At 70.5% G+C, this 19,754-nt stretch carries 20 protein-coding genes; 17 read left to right on the top strand and 3 right to left on the bottom strand.

Annotation, left to right across the window (positions count from 1 at the left end; genetic code table 11):
* Positions 1-27: 27 nt before the first annotated feature.
* The 3 genes from Actob_RS28965 (at position 28) to Actob_RS28955 (ending at position 2,323) form a co-directional block, all read left to right on the top strand.
* Entirely contained in the window at positions 28-660 is a 633-nt protein-coding gene (locus Actob_RS28965; protein ID WP_284915008.1) for an HAD family hydrolase, read from the top strand.
* Between the two features lie 132 nt (positions 661-792).
* The gene (locus Actob_RS28960; protein ID WP_284915007.1) at positions 793-1,287 is read left to right on the top strand and encodes a toxin-antitoxin system HicB family antitoxin; all 495 of its coding nucleotides are present in this window, start codon (positions 793-795) and stop codon (positions 1,285-1,287) included.
* A 220-nt stretch (positions 1,288-1,507) separates the two neighbouring features.
* Positions 1,508-2,323 carry a DUF4097 family beta strand repeat-containing protein gene (locus Actob_RS28955; protein WP_284915006.1) on the top strand — a complete coding sequence of 272 codons (816 nt, stop codon included), beginning with the start codon at positions 1,508-1,510 and terminating at the stop codon, positions 2,321-2,323.
* A 481-nt stretch (positions 2,324-2,804) separates the two neighbouring features.
* Here the strand turns inward: Actob_RS28955 and Actob_RS28950 are convergent, their stop codons facing one another.
* Both Actob_RS28950 and Actob_RS28945 read right to left on the bottom strand, forming a co-directional pair.
* The gene (locus Actob_RS28950) at positions 2,805-3,488 is read right to left on the bottom strand and encodes a LuxR C-terminal-related transcriptional regulator (RefSeq protein WP_284915005.1); all 684 of its coding nucleotides are present in this window, start codon (positions 3,486-3,488) and stop codon (positions 2,805-2,807) included.
* A 255-nt stretch (positions 3,489-3,743) separates the two neighbouring features.
* A complete protein-coding gene (locus Actob_RS28945) occupies positions 3,744-4,922 on the bottom strand; it encodes a RecB family exonuclease (RefSeq protein WP_284915004.1) in 1,179 nt (392 codons plus the stop codon).
* A gap of 110 nt (positions 4,923-5,032) precedes the next feature.
* Between Actob_RS28945 and Actob_RS28940 the strand changes: the two genes are divergently transcribed.
* The 3 genes from Actob_RS28940 to Actob_RS28930 all read left to right on the top strand — a co-directional run bounded on the left by Actob_RS28940 (position 5,033) and on the right by Actob_RS28930 (position 7,821).
* Entirely contained in the window at positions 5,033-6,190 is a 1,158-nt protein-coding gene (locus Actob_RS28940) for a site-2 protease family protein (RefSeq protein ID WP_284915003.1), read from the top strand.
* 29 nt (positions 6,191-6,219) lie between these two features.
* A complete protein-coding gene (locus tag Actob_RS28935; protein WP_284915002.1) occupies positions 6,220-7,167 on the top strand; it encodes a tRNA (adenine-N1)-methyltransferase in 948 nt (315 codons plus the stop codon).
* Positions 7,168-7,230: 63 nt separating this feature from the next.
* Entirely contained in the window at positions 7,231-7,821 is a 591-nt protein-coding gene (locus Actob_RS28930; protein ID WP_185044635.1) for a hypothetical protein, read from the top strand.
* On the opposite strand, the gene Actob_RS28925 is transcribed toward Actob_RS28930, so the two are convergent.
* Complete coding sequence (locus Actob_RS28925) at positions 7,818-8,102, bottom strand: ferredoxin (RefSeq protein WP_284915001.1); 285 nt, start codon at positions 8,100-8,102, stop codon at positions 7,818-7,820. The genes Actob_RS28930 and Actob_RS28925 overlap by 4 nt on opposite strands.
* A gap of 174 nt (positions 8,103-8,276) precedes the next feature.
* Between Actob_RS28925 and arc the strand changes: the two genes are divergently transcribed.
* The 11 genes from arc (at position 8,277) to Actob_RS28870 (ending at position 19,752) form a co-directional block, all read left to right on the top strand.
* On the top strand, positions 8,277-10,058 hold the full coding sequence (arc, locus tag Actob_RS28920; RefSeq protein ID WP_284915000.1) for a proteasome ATPase: 1,782 nt from the start codon (positions 8,277-8,279) through the stop codon (positions 10,056-10,058).
* A gap of 76 nt (positions 10,059-10,134) precedes the next feature.
* Positions 10,135-11,454: an acyltransferase family protein gene (locus Actob_RS28915; protein WP_284914999.1), complete on the top strand. Its 1,320-nt coding sequence runs from the start codon at positions 10,135-10,137 to the stop codon at positions 11,452-11,454.
* A 19-nt stretch (positions 11,455-11,473) separates the two neighbouring features.
* A complete protein-coding gene (locus Actob_RS28910; RefSeq protein WP_284914998.1) occupies positions 11,474-12,727 on the top strand; it encodes an acyltransferase family protein in 1,254 nt (417 codons plus the stop codon).
* 47 nt (positions 12,728-12,774) lie between these two features.
* Positions 12,775-14,292 (top strand): depupylase/deamidase Dop, encoded by a 1,518-nt coding sequence (gene dop / locus Actob_RS28905; RefSeq protein WP_407653405.1) that lies wholly within the window; start codon positions 12,775-12,777, stop codon positions 14,290-14,292.
* A gap of 99 nt (positions 14,293-14,391) precedes the next feature.
* Complete coding sequence (locus tag Actob_RS28900) at positions 14,392-14,607, top strand: ubiquitin-like protein Pup (RefSeq protein WP_189331165.1); 216 nt, start codon at positions 14,392-14,394, stop codon at positions 14,605-14,607.
* Between the two features lie 440 nt (positions 14,608-15,047).
* Positions 15,048-15,314: an endonuclease VII domain-containing protein gene (locus tag Actob_RS28895; RefSeq protein ID WP_284922399.1), complete on the top strand. Its 267-nt coding sequence runs from the start codon at positions 15,048-15,050 to the stop codon at positions 15,312-15,314.
* The gene (prcB, locus tag Actob_RS28890; protein ID WP_284914997.1) at positions 15,233-16,075 is read left to right on the top strand and encodes a proteasome subunit beta; all 843 of its coding nucleotides are present in this window, start codon (positions 15,233-15,235) and stop codon (positions 16,073-16,075) included. The genes Actob_RS28895 and prcB overlap by 82 nt, the downstream gene beginning before the upstream one ends.
* A 32-nt stretch (positions 16,076-16,107) precedes the next feature.
* Positions 16,108-16,917, top strand: a complete 810-nt coding sequence (prcA, locus tag Actob_RS28885; RefSeq protein WP_284914996.1) for a proteasome subunit alpha — start codon at positions 16,108-16,110, stop codon at positions 16,915-16,917.
* Positions 16,918-16,987: 70 nt separating this feature from the next.
* Positions 16,988-18,346, top strand: coding sequence for a Pup--protein ligase (pafA, locus tag Actob_RS28880; protein ID WP_185044627.1), 1,359 nt, complete (start codon positions 16,988-16,990; stop codon positions 18,344-18,346).
* Between the two features lie 25 nt (positions 18,347-18,371).
* Positions 18,372-18,584: a hypothetical protein gene (locus Actob_RS28875; protein WP_284914995.1), complete on the top strand. Its 213-nt coding sequence runs from the start codon at positions 18,372-18,374 to the stop codon at positions 18,582-18,584.
* A 517-nt stretch (positions 18,585-19,101) separates the two neighbouring features.
* On the top strand, positions 19,102-19,752 hold the full coding sequence (locus tag Actob_RS28870; RefSeq protein WP_284914994.1) for an O-methyltransferase: 651 nt from the start codon (positions 19,102-19,104) through the stop codon (positions 19,750-19,752).
* Positions 19,753-19,754: the final 2 nt, after the last annotated feature.

The raw sequence follows: 19,754 nt of genomic DNA, 5'->3' as shown, positions 1-19,754 counted from the left end.
CCGCTGAGCGCGACACCACCCGCAGCGGTGCTATTCGACATGGACGGCACGCTGGTCGACAGCGAGAAACTCTGGGGCGTCGCCCTGGAGGACCTTGCGGCCCGGGCCGGCGGGCGGCTGTCCACCCGGGCCCGGCTGGCCATGGTCGGCACCAGCATGCCGGTCAGCATGGCCCTCTTCCGCGACGACATGGGGCAGCCCGACCGGCCGTACCAGCCCGACGTCGACTGGCTCACCGACCGCGTCGCCGAGCTGTTCGCCGACGGCCTGACCTGGCGTCCCGGCGCCCGTGAGCTGCTGCACGAGGTGCGGGCGGCGGGGCTGCCGACGGCGCTGGTCACCTCGACCGGGCGGCGGCTCGCCGAGGTCGCGCTCAAGACCCTCGGCGCGGAGAATTTCGACGTCCTGGTCTGCGGCGACGAGGTGGCCCGGCCGAAACCCGACCCGGAGCCCTATCTGACCGCGGCCGGCCTGCTCGGCGTGCCGATCGGCGACTGCGTGGCGATCGAGGACTCGCCGAGCGGGGTGGCCAGCGCGGTGGCGGCCGGGGCGGTGGTGCTCGCGGTGCCGTCCGACGTCACCCTGCCGTCAACTGACGGCATCCACCTGAGGTCGTCGCTGGCTGGGGTCGATGTCAAGTTCCTGGCCGCTCTGCGCTAGTCGACCCCTTTCCGGTACGCCCTGGGCCGGGCGACGCCGCGTCACCTCGTCCCTTGCCCTCGTCGCATGATGACGGCTAAATGACATCAGTGAGGGCTTGCGTGACGTCACCTATGACGTCATAGTGGAGTCATGGACCTGACGCCGTACCTCGAAGGGTTACGCTCCGACCTCGCGGCCGTGGCCGCGCCGGGCGGTCCGGACACCGCCCGCGCCGCGGAGCTCCTGAGCAACTCACTGGAACCGTCCGCACGGCTGGCGCTGCTGGAAGCGCTCTCCGACGCCGCCGCGGAGATCACCACCCGGCTCACCGACGCCACCGTCGAGGTGCGCCTGCGCGGCCGGGAGGCGGACCTGGTCGTCACCCAGCTCGCCGCCGCGGAGCCCTCGGCGCCGCCGCCACCTGTCCCGGTCGACGGGGGAGACCTGGCCCGGCTCACCCTGCGCATGCCGGAGGCGCTGAAGACGCAGGTCGAGCAGACCGCCGCGGCCGAGGGGATCTCGGTCAACGCGTGGCTGGTCCGAGCGGTCACGTCGGCGGTCAACCCGCAACCGGCCGGGTCGCCGCCACCCGGGTTCGGCGCCGCCGTGTCGGCCAAGCGCGTCACCGGCTACTTCCAGGCCTGATCCGGCGGCCTCGCTGTCACCCCGTTCGTCAGCCCTCTGCCTTCCGGCCTGCACCACCGTGGCCCGCAGCCAGCCCCCTTCGCCTTCGGGGCCGGCCCACCGGGCCCGTTGCCGGACCTCTGCCTTCGGGGCCGACTCGCCGCGCCGTTGTCGGCCCTTCGGCTTCGGGCTGACCCCGGCGACTCGCCTTACCCTTCGATGCCTCTTTGGAGGAAAAATCATGATGTATGAGTTCGAGTACTCCCAGCCGGTCACCGTCGCGCTGCGCGCCATGTCCGGCAGCGTGGAGATCGACGCGGGGCACAACGAGACCATCCGGGTGGAGGTCGTGCCGTTGAGCGACAGCCCGGGTGCCCAGCAGGCCGCGGAGAACACCCGGGTGCTCCTGGACGGCGGCACCCTGCTGGTCAGCGCCCCGCACGGCGACCGCTGGCGGTGGCGCCGCACCCCGGCGCTGCGGATCAGCATCCAGGTTCCGGTCGGCAGCACGCTGACCGGCGAGAGCGCCGCCGCCGACGTGCGCGCCACCGGCAGTTACCGCGACGTGCAGCTGCGGCTGGCGTCCGCCGACGGCCACATCGCCGAGCTCTTCGGTGACCTGCGGCTGGGCGGCGCCAGCGGCGACCTGTCGGTCGGCCGGGTGGGTGGTTCCGCGTCGGTGAAGACCGCCTCCGGCCGGATCCGTATCGGTGACGTCACCGGTGACGTCACGGCCGCCACGGCGAGTGGTGACATCGAGGTCGCCTCGGTCGGCGGTTCACTGAACGCCGGCACCGCCAGCGGGCGCGTCGCGGTCGGGTCGCTGTGCCAGGGCAAGTCCCGCGTCCGTACCGCCTCCGGTGACGTCACGGTCGGCGTGGCCCCCGGGACCGGCGTCTGGCTCGACCTGAACACCGTGGGCGGTCGCAGCATCACCGACCTGGCCGCCCACGGCGACTCCGCCCCGCCTGCCGGTGCCCCCATGCTCGACCTGCGAGTCCGTACCGCCAGCGGCGACATCCGCATCCACCGCGCCACCGACCGGATCGCCGCGTGATGTCGTCGATCCTGGCCGTCCGCCACCTCCTGCCGTCGCTGTCCCGGCCGTTCCTGCCGCCTGCGCCCGGCTCCGCCCGTCCCCCGCCCGCCCGCGACCCGATCCGATCCGCGGCCCGACCCGATCCGCGGCCCGACCCGCAGTCCGACCCGCCCCGCGGCCCGACCCGATCCGATCCGATCCGCGGCCTGACTTGCGGCCCGACCCGTCCCTGGCCTGACCTGCGGCCCGCCTCGAACCCCGGCCGGAACCGTCGCCGGCCCGCCTGGCCCGCAGCTCCGATCCTGGCGTGCGCGGCTCGCGCTTTCCGGGCATGTATCGGGCGTCATGCGCATCCCGCCCCGGCTCCGTCCGTCTCCCGCCGGACCGGTGGTGCCGGGTCTGGTTCACTGCTCGAACCGGGGTGGCCGCGGCTCGCTCTCCGGGCAGGTGCGGGGACGAAGCGGCGATCGCGCCGGCCGCGCGGGGCAGGCGTGCTGGGTCAGGAACCAGGTTTGACCAGTCCGATCTCGTAGGCGAGAACCACCGCCTGGGTGCGGTCGCGGAGGCGGAGTTTGGCCAGCATGTGGCCGACGTGGGTTTTGACGGTGGTCTCGCTGACCTGAAGGGCTTCGGCGATCTCGGCGTTGGTGTGGCCGCGGGCGACGTGGATCAGCACTTCGCGTTCGCGGCCGGTCAATGATCGCAGGTCGGCGGTGACGGCGGTGTCGTCCGGTGTGGGCAGGATCGCGGCGAAGCGAGGCAGCACCCGGGCGAGCACCTGCGGGGTGATCACGGCACCACCGGCGGCGACCACGCGGATCGCGGCGACCAGCTCCTCCTGGGGCGCGTCCTTGCAGAGATAGCCGGTCGCGCCGGCGCTGATCAGCTCGATCAGCTGATCGTCGCTGTCGTGCGCGGTCAGGACCAGCACCCGCACCGGCAGCCGCGCCGCGATCACCGCGCGGGCCACCGCGGCGCCGTCCATCCTGGGCAACGCGACGTCGGTGACGAGCACATCCGGCAGCAGGCGCCGGGCCAGCTCGACGGCTTCCCCGCCGTCGCCGGTCTCGCCCGCGATCACCAGCTCGGGTCCGCCGTGGGCCCCGGCCTCGGCCAGTACCGCCCGGAGCCCGGCACGCTGCAGGGGCGAAGCGTCCGCGAGCAGCAACCGAATCGGCCTCACCGCCGGCACCTGCCTCGCCGGAGTGCAACCCGATGGCCGGGGTATTTCGCCGGCTCCCGCGATGTAGTCCGGAGCGCCGGGCGGCTGGGGGCGGCTTGGGCTGGCGGTGCCAGTGGTGCGGTGTCGGCGGTGCGGGTCGAGCGGCCGGTGCTGGCCGGGCCTGCCGGTAGTGCGTGCTCGGCAGGCCGGTGCCGACGAGCGGCCGGCCGGGCGTGGTCGGCGGCCCTGAGCCGGCAAACGGATGGGGACGGGTGGTCAGGCAACGAGGTTGTCCTGGTGGGGGGTGGCGAGGCGGTCGGGTTCGGAGTCGGCGGGGAGACCGGCGGTGGGGGACTCCGGGAACGGGGGTGGGGTGCCGCCGAACTCGGGGCAGAGGGCCTGGTGGTTGCACCAGCCGCAGAGACGGCTCGGCTTGGGGCGGAACTCGCGGTCGCGTTTGGCTCGCTCGACGGCCTGGGAGAGAGCGACCAGGGTGCGCTCGAAACGCTCCAGCTCGGCGGCCTCCGGGCTGTAGTCGAGGACCTCGGCGTCCTTGAGGTAGAGCAGGCGCAGGACTCGGGGGACCACGCCGCGGGTGCGCCAGAGGACCAGAGCGTAGAACTTCAGCTGGAACAGGGCGCGGCCCTCGAAGGCCTCGCGCGGGGCGCCGCCGGTCTTGTAGTCGACGACGCGCAGGTCGCCGGCCGGGGAGACGTCGAGGCGGTCGATGTAGCCGCGGATCAGCAGCTCGTCGTCGATCATCGTGGAGATCAGGGTCTCCCGCTCGGCGGGCTCCAGACGCTGCGGGTCCTCGACCGCGAAGTAACCGCCGAGCAGGTCGCGGGCGCTGCCCAGGAAGGCGGCCAGCCGGGCGGCCTCGGCGGCGCCGGCCGGTGCGTCGATCAGGGCGAGCTGGCCCATGGCGTCGGCCTCCGCGGCCACCGCCGCCGGATCCCGGACGGCCTCCGTGGCGTGTCCCACACCGGCCGGGTCGGCGACCGGCTCGGAGGGGCCCGGCGACGGCGGGCCGGGGGGTGTGCCGTCGGAGGCGGGCGGTGCGGAAACCGTACCCATGATGGGGCCGATCGGCCCGGACTCGGCGGCGAACAGGGCGGCCAGCGCCGGCTCGTGGCTGACCAGCCGCTCCCACTCCGGAGTGACCAGGGCGGCCGCGGCCTCCGGCGTGCGCTCGGCGGCGGGCAGGTCGAACAGGCGCTCCAGGACCGCGTGCACCAGGGTGCCGCGGACCTGGTCGGCGGAGGGCTGCTCGGGCAGCTTGTCGATGGTGCGGAAGCGGAACAGCAGCGGGCAGGTCTTGAAGTCGGCGGCGCGTGACGGTGACAGCGACGGACCGGACGGCCGGTCGGCCAGACCCGGACGCCCGGCGGAGGTCGCCGGGGAGGCCGGACCGCCGGGGCGGGGCTGTGGGGGCGGGAACACCGTCTGTGCCGTCATGCCAGCCAGGCTAGGGCAGGGGTACGACGAATTCCGCACGACACCGCCTGCCCTGTGGATCACGCCGGGGCATGCGTGATCCGCAAGGATCCGGGTTCGTCCGTAGCATCATGCGAATGGAGGAGAGCGCGCCCCGCAATCCGCCGGTGCCACCCGACGGCCGGCCGGTGGTGCGGGTGCTGGGCATCCCGGTGTACGCGAGCGCCTCGATGCTGCTCCTGGCGATCCTGGTCACGGTGGTCTACGGCAACTACGCGCGCGCCGAGCTGGGCCTGCGGCAGCCGTGGGCCTATCTGGTCGGGCTCGGCTTCGTGGCCTGCCTGCTCGGCTCGGTGCTGCTGCACGAGCTCGGGCACGCGCTGACCGCCCGGCACAACGGCATCGGCGTGCGCCGGATCACCCTGGAGCTGCTCAGCGGCTGGACCGAGATGGACCGCGAGGCGCCCACCCCGCGGGTGGACGCCCTGGTCTCGCTGGCCGGGCCGGCCGTCTCGCTGGTGCTCGGCGCGGTGGCGACCGGTGCCGCGTTCGCCCTGCCGGAGGACACCGTGCTCGGGCAGATCGCGTTCCAGCTGGCGGTCAGCAACGTGCTGGTCGCGGTCTTCAACGTGCTTCCCGGGCTGCCGCTGGACGGCGGCCGGGCGCTGCGCGCGGCGATGTGGGCGCTGCTCAAGGACCGGAACCGGGCCACGGTGGTGGCCGGTTACGCCGGCCGGGCGCTGGCCTTCGGGACCGCGGTGACGGTGCTGGTGCTCTTCCAGTTCGGGCTGCTGACCATCTTCGGGATGCTGTTCGTGTTGCTCGTCACGATGACCCTGTGGCACGGCGCCGGCCAGTCGATCCGGCTGGGCCGGATGACCGGCCGGTTCCCGCTGATCGACCTCGGCGTGCTGGCCCGTCCGCTGCTGTCGGTGCCGGCCGGCACGCCGCTCGGCGAGGCGCAGCGGCGCCGTTCCGAGGACCCGCGGCCGGACGTGATGCTCGGTGTCACCGACTCGGCGGGTAGCCTCACCGCTCTGGTCGATCCGGTCGCCGCCGAGCGGGTGCCGGTCGACCGGCGGCCCTGGGTGAGCGTGGAGAGCGTCGCCCGGTCCCGTGACGCGCTGACCAGCCTGCCGGTGGGACTCACCGGTGAGCAGGTGGTCCGGGCGTTGCAGGCCCACCCGGGTGCGCAGTACCTGGTGACCGCAGGCGAGGATGTGATCGGCGTCCTGCGGGTCGCCGACGTCGCGGCCGTGCTCGAACCGCGGCGGGCGCAACGGACCTGAGCGACCTGGAAGAACTGAGAGAAGAGTTAGTGACCACGACCCCCGCCACCGCCGTCGACGAGCAGGTGCCGGCCCATCGCGGCCCGTTCCGTCCGGGTGACCGCGTCCAGCTCACCGACCCCAAGGGGCGGATGCACACGATCGTGCTGGAGCCCGGCAAGGCGTTCCACACCCACCGCGGCGCGCTGGAGCACGACGCGCTCATCGGCCTGCCGGACGGCAGCGTGATCACCGCCACCAGCGGCACGCAGTACCTCGCGCTGCGCCCGCTGCTCAGCGACTACGTGCTGTCCATGCCGCGCGGCGCGCAGGTGATCTACCCGAAGGACGCGGCGCAGATCGTCGCGATGGGCGACGTCTTCCCGGGCGCCAAGGTGCTCGAGGCGGGCGCCGGCTCCGGCGCGCTGACCTGCTCGCTGCTGCGCGCCGTCGGTGAGACCGGCGAGGTGCACAGCTACGAGCTGCGCCCGGACTTCGCGGCGATCGCCCGCAAGAACGTGGAGGCGTTCTTCGGCGGCCCGCACCCGGCCTGGCACCTGCACGAGGGCGACGTCGCCGGCAACGAGATCGGCGGTTTCGACCGGATCGTGCTGGACATGCTGACCCCGTGGGAGGCACTCGACATGGTCGAGCGGTCGCTGATCCCCGGCGGCGTGTTCATCGGCTACGTGGCCACCACCCCGCAGCTGTCCGAGCTGGTCGAGGCGCTGCGCGAGCGGGGCGGCTGGACCGAGCCGCGGGCCTGGGAGTCGCTGATCCGGGACTGGCACGCCGACGGCCTGGCGGTCCGCCCGGACCACCGGATGATCGCGCACACCGCGTTCCTGGTGTCGTCGCGCAAGCTGGCGCCGGGGGTGACCGCGCCGCCGCGCCGGCGCAAGCCGAGCAAGGGCGCCGAGGCGTACGCGCTGCGCAAGGCCGCCCGGGAGGCGCTGCACGCGGCACACGAGGAGCAGGACGTCGCCACCGGGGAGTGACCGCGCCCGTCAAGTCCGGTACTTTCCGGTAAGGCGTCGATAGGAGGACAAGGAGTGGGCGCGATGAGTTCTCCGCCGTTCGGCGGCAGCAACGAGATGCCGGCGGTGTTCCCGGACTGGTCGCCCTACCCGGACCTGGACTCGGCGGCCCGCGCCTACCTGCGTGATCCCGAGGTCGCCCTGGAGGCCCTGTTCGGGGTGCTCCGCGGCGCCTCGGTGCTCTGCTTCACCCTGGAGCGCTTCGTCAACGAGGTGAACGGCGTCTGGCAGGAGGTCGTCGTCTGCGACGGCAGCCGCCTGGTGCTGTGGCACGGCGAGGACGTGGCGCCCGGCGACGGCCCGGCCGGCTCGATGACCTCGTCGCTGCGGGTGGTGCCGCTCTCCACGATCACCGAGGTGGGCTGCCGGCGGCGGCTCACCCGGACCTCCAGCGGGCAGGCCCGGGTCGACAGCATCGACGTCTACCTGCTGCTCAGCTCGGTGGACGACGCGGTGCCGCCGCCCGGGCTGGCCGAGGAGGAGGGGCGGGCGCCGCTGCGCCACGACGCCCTGCGGTTCGGCAAGACCCTGGACGACGGCGGACCCGGGCAGATCGCCCGCCTGGAGGAGTTCTCCCGGGTCGTCGCGTCCCTGGTGGGCCGTCCGACCCTCTAGGCCTCGGGCCCGGCCACTTCCACGTCGTCGGCGGTGCGGACGACGTGGATGCAGTCGCCCGGGCACTCCTTCGCGGAGTCGATGACTTCGAGGACCAAATTTTTCGGTACGAAGGCGCGTATGCCCGGATTTTGGAGCAACTCGCCCGAATCGTTCTTGACGTACGCGAGTCCGTCGATGTCCAGTTCGAAGACTTCCGGAGCGTATTGGACGCAGAGTCCGTCACCGGTGCACAAGTCCTGATCGATCCAGACCTGCAGCTCATCAGTGTCTGATGACACTCCTACCTCCCACAACCGGTTGCGCCCGACGGTACCCGAACCCTGCCCGACCGGCTCATCGGCGGTGGCACCAATCGATCAAGACTCAGTGACGAGGGTGTTGCATGGGATGAAAACTGCTCCGCAACAGCTAGTGTTGGTTCAAGACGTTCGAGCCCCCCGGGGAGGTGGGACGTGGCACGTAGCGACGAAGCGGACTCCCGCGCCGCACGATGGGAGAAAGAGGCCAACGATCTCTCCAGTCAGGTCGCGTTCCTGCAAGAGGAACTCGCTCTGGTGCGGAGGAAGTTGACCGAGAGCCCCCGACACGTCCGGCAGCTTGAGGAACGGCTCGCGGCAACGCAGGCGCAGCTGGCCCGAGTGACCGAGAACAACGAGCGGCTCGTGGCGACCCTGAAGGAAGCCCGGGCCCAGATCGTCACTCTCAAGGAAGAGATTGACCGGCTCGCCCAGCCGCCCAGCGGCTACGGCGTTTTCCTGTCGGCCCACGAGGACGGCACGGTGGATGTCTTCACCGGCGGCCGCAAGCTTCGGGTGGCGGTTTCGCCGTCGCTCGCTGTCGACGAGCTCCAGCGGGGCCAGGAGGTCCTGCTGAACGACGCGCTCAACGTCGTCGACGCGTTCGGGTTCGAGCGCACCGGCGAGGTGGTCCTGCTCAAGGAGGTCCTGGACAACCCGTCCGGCGGCCCCAGTGACCGGGCCCTGGTGGTCTCGCACGCCGACGAGGAGCGCATCGTCTTCCTCGCCGACTCACTGGAGATCACCAAGCTGCGCGCCGGTGACTCGCTCATGATCGAGCCGCGGTCGGCGTACGCGTACGAGAGGATCCCCAAGAGCGAGGTCGAAGAGCTCGTGCTGGAGGAGGTTCCCGACGTCGACTACACCGACATCGGTGGCCTGCACTCGCAGATCGAGCAGATCCGCGACGCGGTGGAGCTGCCCTTCCTGCACGCCGACCTGTTCCGGGAGCACCAGCTGCGCCCGCCGAAGGGCATCCTGCTCTACGGCCCGCCCGGCTGTGGCAAGACCCTGATCGCCAAGGCGGTGGCCAACTCGCTGGCCAAGAAGATCGCCGAGCGGCGTGGCGAGGAGAAGCACACCAGCTACTTCCTCAACATCAAGGGCCCCGAGCTGCTCAACAAGTACGTGGGTGAGACCGAGCGGCACATCCGCCTGGTCTTCCAGCGGGCCCGGGAGAAGGCCGGCGAGGGCACCCCGGTGATCGTGTTCTTCGACGAGATGGACTCGATCTTCCGGACCCGTGGCTCCGGTGTCTCCTCCGACGTGGAGAACACCATCGTTCCCCAGCTGCTCAGCGAGATCGACGGCGTCGAGGGCCTGGAGAACGTGATCGTCATCGGCGCGTCGAACCGGGAAGACATGATCGACCCGGCCATCCTGCGCCCCGGCCGTCTCGACGTGAAGATCAAGATCGAGCGGCCGGACGCCGAGGCGGCGAAGGACATCTTCGCCAAGTACATCCTTCCCGACCTGCCGCTCTCCGAGGACGACCTCGGCGAGCACGAGGGGAACCGGGATGCCACGGTCGCCGCGATGATCGAGGCGGTCGTGCTGCGGATGTACACGGAGTCCGAGGAGAACCGCTTCCTCGAGGTCACCTACGCCAACGGTGACAAGGAGGTCCTGTACTTCAAGGACTTCAACTCCGGCGCGATGATCCAGAACATCGTCGACCGCGGCAAGAAGATGGCGATCAAGGAGTTCCTCACCTCCGGGACCAAGGGCCTGCGACTCCAGCACCTGCTGGACAGCTGCGTCGACGAGTTCCGGGAGAACGAGGACCTGCCGAACACCACCAACCCGGACGACTGGGCCCGGATCTCCGGCAAGAAGGGCGAGCGGATCGTCTACATCCGCACGCTCGTCTCCGGTGGCAAGGGCGCCGAGGCCGGCCGGTCGATCGAGACCGCGTCGAACACCGGCCAGTACCTGTAGTCCCCCACTTGTAGCCCAAAAGAGATAACCGGGGGTAGGTGAGAAATCACCCGCCCCCGGTTACTGTGACCCGGCTATGAGTTCAGTGATCATCAAGCCGCGCCTCGCTTGGCTGGACGCGCTCCGGGGTTTCGCCGCACTGGTGGTCGTGCTGTTCCACCTCAGCCCCATCGCGATCGGCGCCGAGAACCACGCCGTCATGGGCCGCTACTTCGACATGGGCAAGTACGGCGTCCTGCTGTTCTTCCTGGTCAGCGGCTACGTCATCCCGATGTCCCTGGAACGGCACGGCTCCCCGCGCAAGTTCTGGATCGGCCGGCTCTTCCGGATCTACCCGGCGTACCTGATCAGCGTCGCGCTGTTCGTGGCGCTCATCGCGGCCGGTGTCTTCACCTTCCCGCGCTCGCTGGCCAGGGAGTCGACGGCCGGGCTGCTCGGGCACGCCACGATGCTGCAGGAGTTCGTCGGCGCGCGCAGCCTGGTCCGCCCGTTCTGGACGCTGTCCTTCGAGATGACGTTCTACCTGATCGTGGCCGGCCTGTTCGTCTGGGGCCTGCACCGGTTCAGCGCGTGGTGGGCGGCCGGCCTGATCCTCGTCGCGGCGGTGGGCGGCACCGGGCTGCCCAAGAACCTGCTCGGGGCGACGGTGGGCGACCGGCGGTACCTGGCCGTGCTGCTGGCGCTGCTGGTCGGGGTGAGCCTGCTGGCGTACGTGTCCGGCCGCCGATGGCTGGTGCTGCCCGCCGGGCTGCTCGGGCTCTGCTTCGTGGCGCTGCCGCTGCTCAACGGCCACAGCACGAAGTACGGCATCGCCAACTCGTCCTGGCAGGCCACGTTCATGCTGGCGGTGATGTTCGCCGGGACGGTCATCTACCGGGCGCAGCACGGGCAGCTGAGCCGGTGGGCCGCGGTCCCGGTGCTGGCCCTGGTCGCCGCCGGGGTCGCGCTGACCACCTGGCTGTCGGTCGGCGGCAGATACGAGCTGATCAAGTGGTGCGCCACCACCGCGGCGGTCGTGATCACCTTCGCGATCGGATTCGCCCTGCGCGAGCGGCGCGTGCCGGCGGTGCTGGTCTGGCTCGGCGCCGTCAGCTACTCGCTGTACCTGCTGCACAGCGTCATCCTGCACGGCCTGCAGCACGTCGCGCCGGAGAGCGCCCTGGACAACCTGCTGGGCCGGGCCGCCTTCTCGGTGGCCTTCGGGATCCTCACGCTCGGCGGGGCCTGGCTGTCCTACCGGTACGTCGAGCAGCCCGGGCAGAACCTGGGCCGCCGGGTGCAGCAGTGGGTGGACGCCAGGCTCGGCCCGGACGCCTGGCGCCGGCCGGTGACGGTGCCGGCACCCGCCCGGCCGGTGGAGGCCGGCGAGGCGGCGGTGGCGAGTTCCCCGATGTGACATGACTCGTTGAGCGGGTGTGACCCGTACCCGCCTGACCTGGCTCGACGCGCTCCGCGGCTACGCCGCCGCGGTGGTCGCCCTCTTCCACCTCAGCCCCCAGGTGATCGGCCTCGACCGGCACATGGCGATCTACCGGCACTTCGACCTCGGCCGGTACGGCGTCCTGCTCTTCTTCCTGGTCAGCGGATACGTCATCCCGATGTCCCTGGAGCGGCACGGCTCGCTGCGCCGGTTCTGGATCGGCCGGCTCTTCCGGATCTACCCCGCGTATCTGCTCACCATCGGGCTCGGCCTGCTCCTCGCCGCGGCCGGCTGGCAGCGCCTGCACCGCACGCTGTACACCGACACCACCGCGTCGGTGCTCGGTCACGCCACCATGCTGCAGGACCTGCTCGGGCTGCGCGGCGTGGTCCGTCCGTTCTGGACGCTCTCCTACGAGATGACCTTCTACCTGATCGTCGCCGGGCTGTACGCGTGGCGGCGGCACCGCTCGAGCGCCTGGTGGGCCGGCGGCTTGGCGCTGGTCGTCCTGCTGCTCGGCCGAGACCTGCCGGACGGCCTGTTCCCCAGGGGCCGGCTCACCGCCGCGGTGCTGGCCGTCGTGGTGGCCGCCAGCGTGTTCCGGTACGTACGCGGCCGGGCGCGGATCGCCGGCGCCGCCGGTCTCGCCATGGTCCTGCTGCCCCTGCTCAACGGCGAGCCCACCGAGTGGGCCGGCGCCGGAAGCTCCAGCGGCGCCGTCCTGATGCTCGCCGTGATGTTCGCCGGCACCGTCGTCTACCGCGCGCAGCACCGGCAGATCGACCGGCGGGCCGCCGCTGCCGCGCTCACCCTCGTCCTGATCGCCGCCGGCCTCAACTCGTGGCTGCTCACCGGCACCGACCTGCTGCGCGGCGGGACCGTCGCGACAGCGGTGGCCGGCACCTTCGCTGTCGCCTTCCTGCTGCGCCACCGGGCCGTGCCGAGCTTCCTCACCTGGCTCGGCGTGGTCAGCTTCCCGGTGTACCTCTTGCACATGCCGGTGCTCGTCGTGGTCACGCGACTACTGCCGGGCCGCCCGGCAGCCATCGGCTGCGCCTTCGTCATGGCCACCCTGATCGTCGCCTGGATGGCCCACCACCTCGTGGAACGTCCCGGACAACGGCTCGGCGGGCGGGTCCAGCGACACCTGGATGACCGATTCGGCCCGGACACGCCGGCGACCGTTCCCAGCACGGAAGGTGGCACACCGAGTACGGGCAGCTTCGGAATGCAACGTGAGAGCGTCTAGGCTCGATGCATGAGCAGCCGTAGCTTCGTGGCGGACAGGGTGGTCGCATGAGCGTTCGACGGATTATGGGGACCGAGGTCGAGTACGGCATTTCGGTGCCCGGTCAGCCCGGCGCCAACCCGATGGTGACCTCCTCCCAAGTGGTCAACGCCTACGGCGCCCGCCCCGAACTCAACCGAGGACAGCGCGCCCGCTGGGATTACGAGGAGGAGTCCCCGCTGCGCGACGCCCGCGGGTTCACCTACTCCGGCGCGGCGTACGACCCGGCCGAGGCCCTGGCCGACGAGGACCTGGGCCTGGCCAACGTGATACTGACCAACGGCGCCCGCCTCTACGTCGACCACGCGCACCCGGAATACAGCACCCCCGAGTGCACCAACCCCCTCGACGTGGTCAAGTGGGACAAGGCCGGCGAGCGGGTGATGGCCGAGGCGTCCCGGCGCGCCGCCACCATCCCCGGCGCGCACCGCATCCAGCTCTACAAGAACAACACCGACAACAAGGGCGCGTCCTACGGCTCGCACGAGAACTACCTGATGCGCCGGCAGACCCCCTTCGCCGACATCGTCGCCCACCTCACCCCGTTCTTCGTCACCCGGCAGATCTACACCGGGGTCGGCCGGGTCGGCCTCGGCCAGGACGGCAGCGGCTCCGGCTTCCAGATCTCCTCCCGCGCCGACTTCTTCGAGGTCGAGGTCGGACTGGAGACCACCCTCAAACGACCGATCATCAACACCCGCGACGAGCCGCACGCCGACGCCGACAAGTACCGCCGGCTGCACGTCATCATCGGCGACGCCAACCTCTCCGAGATCGCGTCCTATCTGAAGATGGGCACCACCGCGCTCGTCCTCAACATGATCGAGGAAAAGGTGTTCACCGGCGAGCTCGGCATCGCCGACCCGGTCAGCGAGCTCAAGGCGGTCAGCCACGACCCCACCCTCAAACACCTGATGCGGTTGCGCGACGGCCGCCGGCTCACCGCCCTCGACCTGCAGTGGGCGTACTTCGAGCGGGCCAAGGCGTTCGTCGACGAGCGATACGGCGGGGACGTCGACGAGCAGACCACCGACGTGCTCAACCGGTGGGAGGACGCGCTCGACAAGCTCGGCCGCGACCCGATGCTCTGCTCGGACACCCTGGACTGGGTGGCCAAACTGCGGCTGCTGGAGGGCTACCGGGAGCGGGAGAGCCTCAGCTGGTCCTCGCCCAAACTCCAGCTCGTCGACCTGCAGTACGCCGACGTCCGCCCGGAGAAAGGCCTCTACCACCGGCTGGTCGCGCGCGGGTCGATGAAGACCCTGCTCGACCCGGACGAGACGCAGCGCGCCATGTACGAACCGCCGGAGGACACCCGGGCCTACTTCCGCGGCCGCTGCCTCGCGCAGTACGCCTCCGAAGTGGTCGCCGCCAGCTGGGACTCGGTGATCTTCGATGTGGGGCGCGAGTCCCTCGTGCGGGTGCCGATGATGGAGCCGGAGCGGGGCACCCGGAAGCACGTCGGGGCCCTCTTCGACACCTGTGAGAGCGCCAAGGACCTTCTTGAAGTGATCACGAGTCGGTAATAAAACACCCGTTGCGGCAGGGCGTTTCGTCACAGGCGCGAGGTAGGTTTTCCGTACCCGATGTTGCAGGACTTCGGGTGGCTGAGAAGGGGGACATCCATGGCAACCCGAGACACAGGTGGTCAGTCGCAGAGCGGGCGCAGCTCCAGCGACCAGGAGATCGAGGACGTCACCGTTGAGGCCAACCCCGAGGTAGCCGAGCGGCACGCGGAGATCACCGAGGACGTGGACGATCTGCTGGACGAGATCGACTCCGTCCTCGAGGAAAACGCAGAGGAATTCGTCCGCGGTTACGTGCAAAAAGGGGGCCAATAGGGCATAAGCCCTAAAGCGGACATGCCTCTCTCGAATGACGATGTAGCCGGACGGCGTCGCCGTCGCGACTGCGGAGAGCGGAAACCGTTGGAGCCGTTCTGTGCCAGCAGTAAGCGGCCTACTGGGCGCGGAAGCTACTGCGAGGAATGCTTCAACGCCCGCTCGAAGACGAGCTACGCGAAACGTCTGCTGGAGAAGGCTGGCCGAGAGGCCCAACAGCGCCGCGCTGTACCGGACGGCCACTGTCATCGTCCCGACTGCGGGGAAACGAAGCTGCTAGCGGAGTTTCCCCGCAGTCGTGACGACAGCGGCGGTTACCGGCGCTACCGCAAGCCTTGCCACAACGCGCGCGGCAGAGAACGAAGCAGCGGCTCCATGGCGGAACGCGCGAGTATCACTTGCCGGACCGCCATGGCATCGGCCAGGCCGACTTCGACCGGATGCTGGCGGACCAGGGTGGCGTCTGCCCGATCTGTGGCGCGCCCGACCCGCAACACGTAGATCACGATCATCGCACCGGCCGGGTGCGCGGGATATTGTGCTTCAACTGCAACGGCGGCTTGGGACAGTTCCGGGACGACCCGGTGTTCCTCGCCAATGCGATCACGTACCTGAAAGGAACCACGTGGCGACGGGTTTTGATCCATCCGGGCGTCTACCGGATATCTTTCTCAACACGGGGACGTCCTCCTTCACGCAGTTCCTGAGCGCGGCGGCCCCCGAGCTGCTGCCGGGCCGGCGGCCGCTGCCCCCCGGGCTGAACGGTGGCGACGTCGCCCCGCACGGCACCACGATCGTCGCGATCGCGACCGCCGAGGGTGTCGTCATGGCCGGTGACCGCCGGGCGACCATGGGCAACCTGATCGCCAGCCGGGACATCAAGAAGGTGCACCCCGCCGATTCGTATTCGCTGATCGGCATCGCCGGTACGGCCGGGATCGGCATCGAGCTGATCCGGCTGTTCCAGGTGGAGCTGGAGCACTACGAGAAGACCGAGGGGGCCATGCTGTCCCTCGACGGTAAGGCGAACCGGCTGGCCGCCATGGTCCGCGGCAATCTGGGTGCGGCGATGCAGGGCCTGGCCGTGGTCCCGCTCTTCGCCGGCTTCGACCTGTCGCCGGCCGACCCGGGCCGCGCCGGGCGGATCTTCAGCTTCGACGTGGCCGGTGGTCTCTACGAGGAGACCGGTTACGAGGCGATCGGCTCCGGCTCGCTGTTCGCCAAGGCCGCGCTGAAGAAGAAGTACCGGGCGGGCGTCAGCACCGAGGACGCGATCCGGCTGGCGGTGGAGGCGCTCTACGACGCCGCTGACGACGACACCGCGACCGGCGGCCCGGACCTCACCCGCAAGATCTACCCGGTGGTGATGACCGCTACGGCGAACGGCACCCTCCGGCTCAGCGACGCTGAGATCACCGCGGTGGCCGAGCAGGTCGTCTCCGGACGCATGGAGAACCCGGGCGGTTGATCCGCACGCGCGAGATGAAGGAGTAGCCACCCGTGGCCATGCAGTTCTACGCATCACCCGAGCAGGTCCAGCGGGACCGCTCGGAGTACGCCCGCAAGGGCATCGCCCGCGGCCGCTCGGCCGTGGTTCTGTCTTACGAGGGCGGCATCCTGCTGGTCGCCGAGAACATCACCACCCTTCGCAAGATCAGTGAGATCTACGACCGGATCGCCTTCGCCGCGGTCGGGCGGTACAACGAGTTCGAGAGCCTGCGCCGGGCCGGCGTGCGGATGGCGGACATGACCGGCCTGACCTACGACCGGCGGGACGTGACCGGCCGGGCGCTGGCGAACGCGTACACCCAGACGCTCGGTGCGATCTTCTCGGAGACGCAGAAGCCGTACGAGGTGGAGATCTGCATCGCGCAGGTCGGCGCCACCCCGGAGCAGGACGAGCTCTACCGGATCATGTATGACGGCTCGGCCCTGGACGAGCCCGGTTTCATGGCGATGGGCGGGCAGGCCGAGGCGATCGCCACGGTGCTGCGCGAGCGGCACGACGTCACCGCCGACCTGCCCACCGCGCTGGCCCTGGCCGCCGAGGCGCTGGGCAGCGTGGGCGGGGAGAACGGGCAGACCCGTACCCTCGCGGCCAAGCAGCTCGAGGTCGCGGTGCTGGACCGGCGCCGGGTCGGCCGGACCTTCCGGCGGATCGCGGATTCCACGCTGACCACCCTGCTCGGGCACCACGCGGTGCCCGACGCGGATCTGGGTGAGACCGACGCGGCGCCGCCCGCGCCGGCCGACGCGAAGCCGACCGAGTCGGCGGCCTCGGAGGACACCGAGAAGGGCACCGGGAACTGATCACCGAAACGGGCGTGGCTTTGCCGCCGCGCCCGTTTCGAAAGGCCGGAAGTGCGGCTAGTGTCTTGTCATGGAACGGCGAATTTTCGGCCTCGAGACCGAGTACGGAGTCACGTGCACCTATCGGGGACAGCGGCGGCTGTCGCCGGACGAGGTGGCCCGCTACCTGTTCCGCCGAGTGGTGTCGTGGGGACGCAGCAGCAACGTCTTCCTTCGTAACGGCGCTCGCCTCTACCTCGATGTCGGTTCCCACCCGGAGTACGCCACCCCCGAATGTGACTCCGTCACCGACCTGGTCGCCCACGACCGGGCCGGCGAGCGGATTCTGGAGGGCCTGCTCGTCGACGCGGAGAAGCGTCTGCACGACGAGGGCATCGCGGGGGAGATCTATCTGTTCAAAAACAACACCGACTCCGCCGGCAACTCCTATGGCTGCCACGAGAATTACCTGGTCAGCCGCCACGGCGAGTTCGGCCGTCTCGCCGACGTGCTGATCCCGTTCCTGGTCACCCGCCAGCTGATCTGCGGGGCCGGCAAGGTGTTGCAGACCCCGCGCGGCGCTGTCTTCTGCCTCTCCCAGCGCGCCGAGCACATCTGGGAGGGCGTCTCCAGCGCCACCACCCGCAGCCGCCCGATCATCAACACCCGCGACGAGCCGCACGCCGACGCGGAGCGGTACCGCCGCCTGCACGTCATCGTCGGCGACTCGAACATGAACGAGGTCACCACCCTGCTCAAGGTCGGCAGTGCGGACATCGTGCTGCGGATGATCGAGGCCGGCGTGGTGATGCGCGACCTGTCGCTGGAGAACCCGATCCGCGCGATCCGCGAGGTCAGCCACGACGTCACCGGCCGCCGCAAGATCCGCTTGGCGAACAACAAAGAGGTCTCCGCCCTGGAGATCCAGCAGGAGTACCTGGCGAAGGCCACCGAGTTCGTCGAGCGCCGCGGCGGTGACCCGGTCGCCAAGCGGGTCGTCGAGCTGTGGGGCCGGGTGCTGTCCGCCATCGAGAGCGGCGACCTCGACCCGGTCTCCCGCGAGATCGACTGGGTGTCGAAATACAAGCTCATCGAGCGCTACCAGGCGAAACACGACATCCCGATGTCGCACCCGCGGATCGCCCAGCTCGACCTGGCCTACCACGACGTCCGCCGCGGCCGCGGCCTCTACGCGCTGATGGAGAAGCGCAAGCAGGTCGACCGGATCGCCAACGACCTGCAGATCTTCGAGGCCAAGGAGACACCGCCGCAAACCACCCGGGCCCGCCTGCGCGGCGAGTTCATCAAGCACGCCCAGGAGAAACGCCGCGACTTCACCGTCGACTGGGTGCACCTCAAGCTCAACGACCAGGCGCAGCGCACGGTCCTCTGCAAGGACCCGTTCCGCGCCTACGACGAGCGGGTGGAGCGCCTGATCGCCAGCATGTGACACGCGGGAGTAGGCTGGCCGGGCTATGACAACGTCACATCCCGGCCAGTCAGCCGATCCGCGAGGCCCGAGGCCGGAGGGTGCGGCGCCGCGAGGCCGCGCCGACCGTCGCCGGGAGCGCATCCGCCGCGACGTGCAGGCGGCCCGCACCGGTCGCAAGATTTTTCCCACCTGGTTGATGGTGCTGATCCTCGCGCTGTTTCTGGCCGGGTGGCTTTATTTGATCATTACTAAATAAGATCAAATTCAGGACATTCATATTCGCGCGTCCGCTGTGGTGCGGATCGCATGCTCCCGCGCGGGCCGGGCGGGCTGATCTGGCCGCTGCGCGTCCATGACGATCAGCCCACCCTTCATTGTCCGTGGGTGGTTTCGGACACCCCACCGGATAGTCCCGTGCCTCCGCACAGTGCACCCGCCAGCGGGTTCCCACGCTGGCATCCGCCCGCCCCTTAGTGGCGAGGGCGAGGGCCGCTGAGAGGGCGACCGCGACCGTGCAGGGCGACCGCGCGGGGCGAGGGCGACCGCGAGGGGCGACCGTGCAAGGCGAGGGCGACCGCGAGGGGCGACCGTGCAAGGCGAGGGCGACCGCGAGGGGCGACAGTGCAGGGCGAGGGCGACGCGAGGCACCGCCGTGCTGGGCGAGGGCGAGCGCGCGGCGGCCGCGGTGGGTCGGCTGTGGAACATGGGCCGGAAGCGGGGAAGTCGGCCGGGAGGGGCTGCGGCCGCGCCGGGATTGCGGAAGGCTAAGCGGTATGACCGAGATTCTTGGGCCGGGAATCAACGACTACCTGCTGGCGCACTGCACCCCCGCGGACGCGGTGCTGCGCGAGCTCGCCGCCGAGACCGCCGCCGCGCTGCCACCGGAGTATGTCGGCATGCAGATCGCCCCGGACGAGGGCGCCCTGCTCACCATGCTGGTCCGGCTGACCGGGGCGAGCAACGCGGTGGAGGTCGGCACCTTCACCGGCTTCTCGTCCATCTGCATCGCCCGCGGCCTGCGCCCCGGCGGGCGGCTGCTGTGCTGCGACGTCTCTCCCGAGTGGACCAAGGTGGCCCGGGAGTACTGGGTGAAGGCCGGCGTCGACGACCGGATCGAGCTGAAGCTGGCGCCCGCCGTCGAGACGCTGCGCGCGCTGCCCGCCGACCCGGTGATCGACTTCGGCTTCATCGACGCCGACAAGATCAGTTATCCGGCGTACTACGAGGAGCTGGTCACCCGGCTGCGCCCCGGTGGCCTGCTGGCCCTGGACAACGTGCTGCGCGGCGGCCGGGTCCTGCACCCCACCGAGCCGGCCGACCGGGTGATGGCCGAGCTCAACGACCGGATCGCACACGACGAGCGGGTCGACGCGGTGATGCTGCCGGTCCGGGACGGCGTGACCCTCGCCCGGCGGCGCGACTGAGC

This window comes from Actinoplanes oblitus (assembly GCF_030252345.1).
Classification (GTDB): Bacteria; Actinomycetota; Actinomycetes; order Mycobacteriales; family Micromonosporaceae; genus Actinoplanes; species Actinoplanes oblitus.
The sequence above is the reverse complement of the archived record's forward strand: the minus strand, read 5'-3'. Positions and strand labels throughout refer to the sequence as shown.